This is a genomic window from Microbacterium sp., assembly GCF_047607465.1.
Taxonomy (GTDB): Bacteria; Actinomycetota; Actinomycetes; order Actinomycetales; family Microbacteriaceae; genus Microbacterium.
The window spans coordinates 1-10,590 of the sequence record NZ_JASGCY010000086.1 but is presented as its reverse complement, the minus strand read 5'-3'; the positions used below and the strand labels follow the sequence as shown (position 1 = coordinate 10,590).

Here is a 10,590-nt window from a genome sequence, read left to right as displayed (position 1 = left end):
GCGCGGCGGCCGGACGCGCACCCCATCGCGCCCCGGCCGCACGCACGTCGGCGAGCGGCGGCGCAGCCGGATCCGCTCCGGCACCCGCGCGCGGCGCATCCGCAGCGCCCGCGGCGATCCGCGCGAAGATCTCCCTGGCCCATTCCCGGTTCGCGGCGCTCGACGGGTCCGTCGCCGGCGCGTTCTCGAAGCCGGGTGCGCCCTCGACCTCCGCCTCGATCTCGCGCTCGGAGTAGACCGCCGTCTCGAAGAACGCCCCGTCGTCGGATCCGCGGGTGATGCCGAGCACGGCCTGGGTGAGCCCGTCCTCCGCGGGCGGCGGGGCGGGCAGGGGGCGCGCCGACTCGTGCACGGGCGCCCGACGGTCCTGCGGCGGCCGGACCCTGGTGCCGGAGAAACCCTCCTCGATGCGCCGCAGTGCCGCCCGTAGCCGATCCGATCCGGGCCTGCTCAGCGATCGATCGGCCTCCACGAGGGCGAGGGAGAGCTCGGCGAGGGCGGCGTCCGCTGACGAGGGCGCGGCGGCGGCGACCCGGAAGCGCACGGCTCCCCCGTCTCCGGCGATCGCCGCCGCGAGATCCGGGCGGGCGCCGTGCAGCAGGTCCAGGCCCAGCGCGGCGCCGCACTCCTCGGCACGCAGCCGTGCGTATGCGAGGAGGCCGAGATCGTGCACGCAGACCTCGACGCGCACGGCCCTCGGCCCCTCGCCTGCGAGGCTCTCGTCGAGCACGCGCAGCAGAGCGGCGTCGGCATCCGCCGCGCTCTCGTGCACGCCCTCCTGCCACCGGTGCACGAGCGACGCCGCGCGCGCCCCGGCGAGGTCGTCGGAGTGGTCCAGTCGCAGGGTGATCGGCGCTCCCCCGCGCTCGGCTCTCTCCCGCGCCCACGCGGCGAGCTCCCGCGCAGCGGGCAGGGCATCGCGCGACCAGGTCGGCAGCGACATGGCCGCCTCGGCGGCGAGGAGGGAGGGATGCTCGAGGATGCGTGTGAACACCGCGATGGTCAGATCGAGGTCGCCCGGCCCCGTGGCATCGAGGCAGATCGTCGTGCCCGTCTCCACACCCTCGCCGTACAGCGGCAGCAGGGCCTCGGCGGCGCGCTCCACCGTCTCGTCGAACGCCCACGGCGCCATCGGCGGCAGCGCCTGGCGCACGGCGAGGGAGATCTGCGCCGCTGCGCCGCTGCGGATTAGCGCCCGCGAGGCGTCGAGCCGTCGCCTGGCCCCAGCCTCGCCGAGCACGGCCTCGCCCGCCACGCGCACGTCGAGAAGTCCCCGGTCGGATCCGGCCGTGCCCTCGGGCGCCTCCTGCGCACCGGCACGCCGAGATACCGCCATGGCCACACGAGCGAGCTCGGCGGCGAGTCGCGGCTCGCGCAGGTCGACGATGAGCGGGCGAAGGGCGTCGCGCAGCAGCCGGCGGGCGATGGGCACGGTCGGCACGGGCAGCAGCGGCGCGATGCCGCCGCCGGCGCGCACCGCACCGCGGACGTACCAGGGCAGGGCGGAAGGGACGTCTGCGGCCGCGCGGTGCAGGGCCGCCGCGGCCACCGCGGCGCTCGCGGGACTCAGCAACGGGTCGGCGATGCCGAGAGCGAAACGGCGTCCGCCGTCGGAGCCGGCCGCACCGGCATCCGTCCGCCATCGCTGCGCGAGCTCCGCCGCGCGCTCGGCGAGGGGACGGGGTGAAGACGGCGACGCCTCGGACATGCCCACAGCCTAGAGTCGCCCCGCACGGTTCGCCGAGTGCGACGCCGTGGTGATCACGCCGAGGAACGCCCCGTCCTATGCTGATCCCGTGGGGGAAGACACGACCGCCGAACCGGAGAACGCCCGCGCGGGCGCAGCAGCGCGGGCGCGCGTGCTCGGCTGGTTGCGCCGCAGCATCGGCCTCATCCCCACACCGTGGATCGTCACGGCGCTCGGCGGGGTCGCCCTGGCCACGACCGCGGGCTTCGGGGGACTCGACGCCGCCCCCGTCGCGCCGACCCCGGAGGTCGCCGTGGGCGAGGCATTCGAGGGCGCCGGCTTCGAGATGACGGTGCAGGCGGCCGAGCTCCGCGACGACGGCAGCGGTCTTCTCGTCTTCCCCGACGAGACCGCCGGCGAGCGCGTGCTCGTGGTGACGATCGACGCGACCAACGTGACGGCGGCCCCGCGCGCCTGCGCCAACCAGCTCGGCGAGCTCTGGTCCGTCGACGGCATCCGCATCGACGGCATCGACGGCGCCCCCTCGCTGACCCGCGCCGACGACGGCACCGGCGCGCCGATCCTGCAACCGGACGTCCCCGCGCGTCTCCTCGCGGCGTGGGTCGTCGGGTCCGACGACCTCGAGGCCGGCGACGAGATCGTCATCGAGCTCCCCGACGCGACCCGCGGCGTCGGCAAGGATCTCATCAAGAACGAGTACTGGTACGACGCGCACGTCGGGGCCACGGTCACGATGACGCTCGCCGAGGCGGCGCCATGATCGCGCCGAAGCGGATGCTGACCGTCGCCCTAGCCGCCGTGCTGCTGGCGGCCGCGTGGGGCGTGGTCGCCCTCACCCCCTCCGAAGACGTCGCGCAGGCGCCGTTCGCCACCGCCGCGACGATCGGCGAGGAGGCCGTCGCGCGCAACCTCGCCGTCACCGTGACCGATGTGCGCGCGAGTGCGGAGGTCTCAGACGCCGCCGGCTGGTCGGCGACCGGCACCTGGCTCGTCGTCGACCTCGAGGCGGCGTCGCGCGAGGACCAGGAGCACGCGCTGCTCGACATCGCCCAGCTCGTCATCGGCGACCGGACCTTCAGCGCCACCGACCGCGGCACCACCTTCGCCCGGCATCGGCTGGTGACGGGCGTCCCGCGCGAGGGCAGCCTCGCCTTCGAGCTGCCCGACGACGCCCTCACCGGCACGGCGACCCTCCGCCTCGGCCTGTCCACCGGCGCCCCCGGTGAGACCCCGCTCGACGACGTGATCACCCTGTCGATCGACCTCGACGCCCTAACGCCGACGGGATCGACGACGCTGCTCGAGAACGGATGGGCGCGATGACGATCCCTCCGCCGCTCTTCCCGCCGCACCCCGAGCCCCCACCGGCCGCCGAGGCGCCCCCTCTCCGTGCGCGGCCCGATTCCTGGTGGCGGCGCAACCGGCTCGCGCTCATCGTCATCGTCGTGCTGGCGCCCGTGACCGCCGCCGGCATCCTCTGGCAGGGGTGGAACCAGTACTACGGCTTCGGTGCCCGCCCATTCGCGCCCATCGCCGTCGCCGAGGGCGACTCCGCAGAGCTCGCCGGGGCGACGTGGGGCCCGGTGCACAGCGCCGAGGTCGAACCGGAGGGCTTCGACGTGCCATCGGGGGCCCGGCTCATCGGCGTCGCCGTGCCCGTCGCGCCCGACGGCGATCCGGTCTCGTGCGTGCGTCCGCGACTGATCGAGCAGTCCACCGGCCTGGAGTGGGAATCGGCCGCGCTCGAGATCGGCCATCTGCCCTCGACCGAAGAGCCCGACATCTGCGCCCTGGATACGGCCGACCCCTACGAGCTCATCGTGCCGTTCGTGGTGCCCGCCGACGCCGAGGGGCCGTTCTGGGTCTACGTGTGGCCTCAGGAGGCCGGGGGCTCGTTCCTCAGGTTCGACACCTCGCCCTGACCGCCCACCGACTCGACCGGCGCATCCGCCGCGGATGAGGTCGAGACGATCGCCGCGGCGATGGTGTCCGCAGCCGCCGGGAGCAGGCCGGCGGCATCGGCGACCGCGCGCACCTCGGCCTCGCCGACGGAGGCCGCAGGCGCCCTGCCCTTTCGGTGCTTGCGCCGCAGCCGTCCGAGCGTGGCGTCGTAGGCGCCGCTGATGACGGCGATGCGCACCGGCTCGATGAGCATCCCTGGAACGAGCGACACGAGCGGGAAGGCGATCGCCCACCAGAGGTACTCGTGCGGGCCGATGAGGCGCGCGATGCCGATCTCGAGCAGCGACTCGAGCGCCTTCACGACGACGTAGACGAGGGCGTACGAGGCCACGAGCACCGGGCCCGCGCGCCACATCAGCAGCAGCGCCCGTCCGATCGGGCGGAACCGCTCGCCCAGCTCCTTGCTGAGGTCGGTGAGACGGCGCCCCACCGGGTTCGGCAACGACACCGTGTGGGCGCGGAACCGGGCGAGGAGCCGGGTGTGCACCCGCAGCCGCTCGGTGACGATGGCCTGCCCGAAGACGACGCCGGCGACGGTGAGCCATGCCAGCGGCGCGAGCAGCACGGGGCTCGCCTGGCCGATGATCCAGCCCACCGCATCCGTCAGCATCCGCAGCGGCGGCACGGCGGCGAGCACCCCGTCGACGAACCCGCGCAGCGCCACCATGGCCACGCGCTCATCGACCCATCCGGTGATCTTCTCGGTGATGTCGCCGATCACGAGGACCGAGAAGAAGACCCAGACCACCTCGAAGTAGACCGCGACCGGCGACAGCCAGGCCGGGAGCTTGTCGTCCCATCGCGTCCACGCCCAGCGGCCGGCGAAGGCGAGCACGATGATGAGGGCCGTCCAGACGGTGAGCGGCACGTTCTGGACGGTGTCCTCCGATCCCACCGCGTCCTGCCCGTTGAGGACGGCGACCGCGATGATGCTGCGGCGCTCCTCGAGGGCGCGCAGCGAGTAGGCGACGATGTCCTCCTTGAGCAGGCCCTGCGCCCAGTAGACGGCGAAGAACGGCAGGATGCCGGCGAGAAGGGCGGAGAGGAACGTGCTCCGTCGCTCCGCCGAGGACGCAGGCAGCGGCGCGACCTCCTCGAGGTTGCGCAGGCCGTCGCGCAGGACGAGGAACATCGCCACGTAGCTGACCAGGCGCGCGAGGATCGCGAGCGGCAGCACGAGGAAGCCGACGGTGGCCGTGTACGCGCCGATGTAGCCGGCGAGCTGCACGATCAGGTAGTGCACGGCGACGCCGGCGAGATACCACGCGACGAGGGCAGGCCAGCGCCTGAGCAGCACCCGGCCGGCGGTCGTCAGAATCGGCAGCACATGCTCACGCTACCGGCTCCGAACGCGCGCGGGCGGAGGCCGATCAGTTCCACACGCTCGGCGCGCTCGCGCGCGTCGGAGGCAGGGCGGATGCCGACGCCCACTCGTGCACCCACTCGTCGATCTCGGGCACACCCTCAGGGCGTCCCACCGCGGAGAAGAGCTCTTCATTGCTCACCGCGCCGCCGGCGCGGCGCAGCATCCGTGCCCGCACGATCACGCGAGCGTAGATCTCGCCGTCGACCACCGCGCGGTGCTCCATGAACACGGCCCGGTCGTCGTGTCCGATGAAGCGGGACTGCACGTCGAAGCGCTGCCACAGCTGCAGCGACTTGCGGTAGGTGATGGTCGCGTTGGACACCACCGCGTACCAGTCGCGCGCCTTCATCGCGTCGAAGAGACCCGTGCGGATGAGCAGGTCCCAGCGGCCGAGGTCGAACAGCGACAGGTAACGGCCGTTGTTCATGTGCCGGAGGATGTCGATGTCGGTCGGCAGTGTGGTGAGCCGGATGGTGCCGACGGCAGCCGGATCGAGGGACTCGCCCCGCCGGACGCGGCGGCGGGCGCCGAGGATCACGAGAAGGGTGCGCCAGATCACGTTCACGAGGACCGATCGTAGTCTTAGAACCACGATCCGCGGATATCGTTGTGCACACCCTCCACCCTCCCCGCGCGCGCTCCGCCCGGCATCCGCTCGATTTCCCCTTCGCGCGAGCCGCGCGTAGAGTCGCGGCATGAGCGCCGAAGCCCTCCCTCAGATCACCGTCCGCCCGGTCCGCGACGTGGATGCGGAAGCACTCGGTCGCGTGCACGCGCAGTGCTGGCACCAGACCTACGACCACCTGATCAGCAAGGCGGCTCTCGAGAAGATCTCGCCGCGCCGCATGGCGGAGCTCTGGACGCACTGGGCCGCGCAGGGTCCGGAGTTCAAGATGAGCGCCGCTCTGGTCGACGGCGAGATCGTGGGCTTCGTCGGGTCCGGTCCCGCCCGCGACAAGGACGCCCCTGCGCTGCGCGAGCTGTACTTCATCTACCTGCTCGACGCGTACCACGGCACCGGCATCGGCCAGCGGCTGTTCGACGCGGCGGTCGAGAAGGATGAGCCGCTGTATCTCTGGGTCGCCGAGGACAACCCGCGCGCGCACCGCTTCTACACGCGCAACGGCTTCGCCCTCGACGGCGCCGTCCACACCGAGCCCTTCCTCGGCGAGACGCTCACCGAGGTGCGCTTCACGCGTTGAGCCCTGCGGCGCTCACAGCGCCGCGATGATGTCCTCGACCTTCTGCTTGGCGTCGCCGAACAGCATGTGCGCGTTCTCTCGGAAGAACAGCGGGTTCTGCACGCCCGCGTAGCCCGCGGCCATCGAGCGCTTGAAGACGATCACGTTCTCCGCCTCCCACACCCGCAGCACCGGCATCCCGGCGATGGGGCTGCCCGGGTCCTCGGCGGCGGCGGGGTTCACCGTGTCGTTCGCGCCGATGACCAGCACGACCGAGGTCGCCGCGAGATCGTCGTTCACCTCTTCCATGCTCAACACGATGTCGTACGGCACCTTCGCCTCGGCGAGCAGCACGTTCATGTGCCCAGGCAGGCGGCCCGCGACGGGATGGATGCCGAAGCGCACGTCGACACCGCGATCGCGCAGCCGCTGCACGAGGTCGGCGACCGGGTACTGCGCGTGGGCAACCGCCATGCCGTAGCCGGGGGTGATGACGACGCTCTTCGCGCCGGTGAGCATCTCGGCCGCCGACTCCGCAGTGATCTCGCGGTGCTCGCCGTGCTCTTCGTCGCCCGAGCTCGAGGCGACGATGCCGAAGCCGCCGGCGATCACCGACAGGAACGAGCGGTTCATGGCCTTGCACATGATGAACGACAGGTAGGCACCGCTGGATCCGACGAGCGCGCCGGTGACGATGAGCAGGTCGTTGTTCAGCAGGAAGCCGGCCGCGGCCGCCGCCCACCCCGAGTAGCTGTTGAGCATCGAGACGACGACGGGCATGTCGCCGCCGCCGATCGAGGCGACCAGGTGCCAGCCGAGAGCGAAGGAGAGCACGGTGACGGCGATGAGCAGCCAGAGTTGCTGGTCGAGCACGAACCACACCGTCAGCACGACGAAGACGACGAGCGCGAGGATGTTCAGCAGGTTCTTGCCCGGCAGCATGAGCGGCTTCGAGGAGATCTTCGCCGACAGCTTGAGGTTGGCGACGATGGAGCCGGTGAAGGTCACACCGCCGATGAAGACGCCGATGAACACCTCGGCGTTGTGGATGCCGACGAGTTCGAGGGCGACCTCCGGATGGGCGAGGTAGCCGTTCCAGCCGACGAGCACGGCGGCGAGACCGACGAAGCTGTGCAGCAGCGCGATGAGCTCGGGCATGCCGGTCATCTGCACGACCCTGGCGCGCCAGAGACCGATCGCGCCGCCGACGATGACGGCGATGCCGAGCAGCACCAACCCCATGCTGGATCCCTGTCCGCCCCACGCGTCGGCGACGCTGAGGACGAAGGTCGCGACGAGCGCGATCACCATGCCGGAGATGCCGTAGATCACGCCGGAACGCGCGGACTCGTGCCGGCTGAGACCTGCGAGGCTGAGGATGAACAGGAGGGCCGCGACGATGTACGCCGCACCCGCGAGTGCGTCGACGCTCACTTGCGGCCGCCCTTCGCCGAGGAGCCGGCTGAGCGCGAGCCGCCGAGGGTGAACATGGCGAGCATCCGACGGGTCACTGCGAAGCCTCCGAAGATGTTGATCGATGCGAGGAGCACCGCGACGGCGGCGAGCGCCTGCACGATCGGGTTCTGGTCGGTGATCTGCAGCATCGCGCCGACGACGATGACGCCGGAGACGGCGTTGGTGACCGACATGAGCGGGGTGTGCAGGGCGTGGTGCACCTTGCCGATGACGTAGAAGCCGATCACGACCGACAGCACAAGCACTGTGAAGTGCTGCGGCAGCGGGGCGGGCGCGACCGCGTTGATCGTGAACAGCGCGGCGATGCCGAGCACGATGAGGGCGGCTCTGCGGCCCGGCGACATCTTCTTCTCCGGCGCCTCGACCGCGGCTGCCGCCTCGGCCTTCGGCGCGGGGGCGGCGGCGACCTGCACGGCGGGCGGCGGCCAGGTCACATCGCCGTCGCGCACGACCGTGACCGACCGCTGCACGACGTCGTCGAAGTCGATGACGATCTCGCCGTCCTTCTCGGGGGTCAGCAGCGCGATGAGGTTGACGAGGTTGGTGCCGTACAGCTGCGACGCCTGGGTCGCCAGACGCGAGGCGAGGTCGGTGTAGCCGAGGATGACGACGCCGTTCGCGGTGACGACCCGCTCGCCGGCGACCGAGCCTTCGACGTTGCCGCCCTGGCCTGCGGCCATGTCGACGATGACGCTGCCCGGCTTCATCAGAGCGACGTCGGATGCCGTGATGAGTCGGGGAGCGGCGCGCCCCGGGATCAGGGCGGTGGTGATGATGATGTCGACGTCGGCGGCCTGCTCCGTGTAGATCTCGGCGGCGCGGCGGTCGTAGTCCTCACTGGTCGCCTTGGCGTAGCCGTCGGTGGACTTCTCGACGGCGACATCGACGGCGAGGTACTCGCCGCCGATCGACTTGACCTGGTCGGCGACCTCGGGGCGCGGGTCGGTGGCCCGCACGATCGCGCCGAGGCTCGATGCCGCGCCGATCGCGGCGAGTCCGGCGACGCCGGCGCCGGCGACGAGCACCTTCGCGGGCGGGACCTTGCCGGCCGCAGTGACCTGGCCGGTGAAGAACCGGCCGAACTCGTGAGCGGCCTCGACGACCGCGCGGTAGCCGGAGATGTTCGACATGGAGCTCAGCACATCCATCGACTGGGCGCGGGAGATGCGCGGCACGGCGTCGAGGGCGAGAGCGGTGATGCCGCGCTGCGCGAGCGACGCGACGAGGTCGGGGCGCAGCGCCGGGGAGAGCATCGCGACGAGGGTCGCCCCGTCGGCGAGCAGGGCGATCTCGTCGTCGGTCGGAGCGGTGATCGCGAGGACGACCTCACTCCCCCACGCCTGCGCGCGGTCGACCAGTGCCGCACCCGCCTCGACGTACCCCTCATCCGGGTAGGCGGCGTCCGCTCCCGCTCCCCGTTCGACGACGACCTCATGTCCCAGCTTCCGCAGCGACGCGACGGTCGCTGGTGTGGCTGCGACGCGCGCTTCGCCCGCAGGCTCGCGCACGATTGCGATGACTGCCAATGCATCCTCCTCTGCCCGTCGGCGTCGACGGGGGCACAGGGCGATTCCGCCCACAGTGCGCCCACTCTATTGACAAAGCAGAGGGCTCAGAGTCGATCCTCGCGCAGATAACGGCGCAAGAATCGCGCTTCTTGCCGCAGTGTCAAGCGGCGCCGTTCGGCGCGGTCAGCGACCGCTGACCGTGCCGAACAGTTTCGCGATCGGGGCGATGACGAGCGGACGCGCTGCCGCCCAGCCCGCGCCGATGGCTGCGAGGCCGGCGACGAAGAGCCAGAACCCGAGCCAGGTGTCGGCCTGGGTGTTCGCGAACATGTGGTTGAGGTTCGCCTGCATCCCGGTGAGGAACACCAGCGCCACGTGCCCGATGATGAACACCACGAAGTACAGCATCACCGGGAAGTGCACCTTGCGCGCCCACTCGATCGGATAGGCCTTCGACAGCTTCTCGGCCTTCTTCGGCCAGAGTCCCGACATTCGGAACCCGGTGGCGGCCGCCAGCGGAGCGGCGAGGAACACGGTCACGAAGTAGGCGAGCTGCTGCAGGCTGTTGTAGTTGCTCCAGCCGTGCTCGGCCGGCCAGTCGAGCGAGAGGTACTGCAGCCCCGCCGACAGCGCGTTCGGGATGACCTCCCAGCTCGTCGGCACGATGCGCACCCAGTGCCCGGTGACGAACAGCAGCACGATGAAGACGACGCCGTTCACGAGCCAGAGGATGTCGAGCGCCTGATGGAACCAGATCGTCAGGCTGACCTTGCCCTTGCGGTTGTTCTTCGGCGTCCAGAACACGGTCGGCCGCTTCTCGCGACGGATCGTCAGCCCCGAGCGGATGATCAGCACCATGAGGAACATGTTGAAGAAGTGCTGCCAGCCGACCCACGGGGCAAAGCCCGGCTCGACGTGGATCGCGGGTTCGTACTCGCCGGGGAAGGCGGCGAGGAAGTCCGCCATGAAGGGCAGGCTGAGGAGGGTTCGCACGAACGCGATGCCGGCCACGGCCAGCACACCGAGGCCGGCGATCGCGAAGAGGCCGGCGATGGCCTGCGGCCAGGTCGGACGAGGACGATCGGATGCCGGCGCCTCGGCGATCCGTCGAGGCGCCTTGCCCTGCCACACCGTCGTCGGCCCCGCCAGCGGTACGCCGAGATCGGCGGGCGCGAGCTGGGTTCCGGCGGGTGCCGTGGTCCCGGCGGTGCCTGCGCCGTCCTGGGGCTCTGCGCCGTCCTGGGTTCCTGAGGTCGTCGAAGGGCCCGCATCCGCCGAGAGCCCCTCGTCCGCCGGCGCACCGACGAACGCCACGGCACCCGCCGGGGGCCACGGGTCCCCCCCGGCCGTCCGCGGGAGCCCGCGCCGCAGCGCGATCGGGGTGCCGGG

General features: G+C 71.6%; 10 protein-coding genes. 4 read left to right on the top strand and 6 right to left on the bottom strand.

Annotation, left to right across the window (positions count from 1 at the left end):
• Nucleotides 1–1,708 (bottom strand): proline dehydrogenase family protein (locus tag QM568_RS12455; RefSeq protein WP_415139301.1); only part of this gene is annotated, 1,708 nt, incomplete at its 3' end.
• An 88-nt stretch (nt 1,709–1,796) separates the two neighbouring features.
• Between QM568_RS12455 and QM568_RS12450 the strand changes: the two genes are divergently transcribed.
• From QM568_RS12450 to QM568_RS12440, 3 genes are read left to right on the top strand one after another with little or no spacing between them, the layout of a single operon-like run.
• On the top strand, nt 1,797–2,468 hold the full coding sequence (locus QM568_RS12450; protein ID WP_415139299.1) for a hypothetical protein: 672 nt from the start codon (nt 1,797–1,799) through the stop codon (nt 2,466–2,468).
• On the top strand, nt 2,465–3,031 hold the full coding sequence (locus QM568_RS12445; protein WP_415139297.1) for a hypothetical protein: 567 nt from the start codon (nt 2,465–2,467) through the stop codon (nt 3,029–3,031). Before QM568_RS12450 ends, QM568_RS12445 begins: the two co-directional genes overlap by 4 nt.
• Nucleotides 3,028–3,630, top strand: coding sequence for a hypothetical protein (locus tag QM568_RS12440; RefSeq protein ID WP_415139295.1), 603 nt, complete (start codon nt 3,028–3,030; stop codon nt 3,628–3,630). The genes QM568_RS12445 and QM568_RS12440 overlap by 4 nt, the downstream gene beginning before the upstream one ends.
• Here QM568_RS12440 and QM568_RS12435 read toward each other — a convergent pair.
• Nucleotides 3,585–4,997, bottom strand: a complete 1,413-nt coding sequence (locus tag QM568_RS12435) for a hypothetical protein (RefSeq protein ID WP_415139293.1) — start codon at nt 4,995–4,997, stop codon at nt 3,585–3,587. The two genes, QM568_RS12440 and QM568_RS12435, sit on opposite strands and share 46 nt — an antisense overlap.
• A 43-nt stretch (nt 4,998–5,040) precedes the next feature.
• On the bottom strand, nt 5,041–5,601 hold the full coding sequence (locus QM568_RS12430; RefSeq protein WP_415139291.1) for an acyl-CoA thioesterase: 561 nt from the start codon (nt 5,599–5,601) through the stop codon (nt 5,041–5,043).
• A gap of 130 nt (nt 5,602–5,731) precedes the next feature.
• On the opposite strand from QM568_RS12430, the gene QM568_RS12425 reads away from it, so the two are divergent.
• Entirely contained in the window at nt 5,732–6,238 is a 507-nt protein-coding gene (locus QM568_RS12425; protein WP_415139289.1) for a GNAT family N-acetyltransferase, read from the top strand.
• Between the two features lie 12 nt (nt 6,239–6,250).
• On the opposite strand, the gene pntB is transcribed toward QM568_RS12425, so the two are convergent.
• From pntB to QM568_RS12410, 3 genes are all read right to left on the bottom strand, one after another.
• Entirely contained in the window at nt 6,251–7,651 is a 1,401-nt protein-coding gene (pntB, locus tag QM568_RS12420) for a Re/Si-specific NAD(P)(+) transhydrogenase subunit beta (protein ID WP_415139287.1), read from the bottom strand.
• Nucleotides 7,648–9,219 carry a Re/Si-specific NAD(P)(+) transhydrogenase subunit alpha gene (locus QM568_RS12415; RefSeq protein ID WP_415139285.1) on the bottom strand — a complete coding sequence of 524 codons (1,572 nt, stop codon included), beginning with the start codon at nt 9,217–9,219 and terminating at the stop codon, nt 7,648–7,650. Before QM568_RS12415 ends, pntB begins: the two co-directional genes overlap by 4 nt.
• 165 nt (nt 9,220–9,384) lie before the next feature.
• Nucleotides 9,385–10,590: cytochrome b/b6 domain-containing protein (locus QM568_RS12410; protein ID WP_415139283.1), on the bottom strand; the 1,206-nt coding region annotated here is incomplete at its 5' end.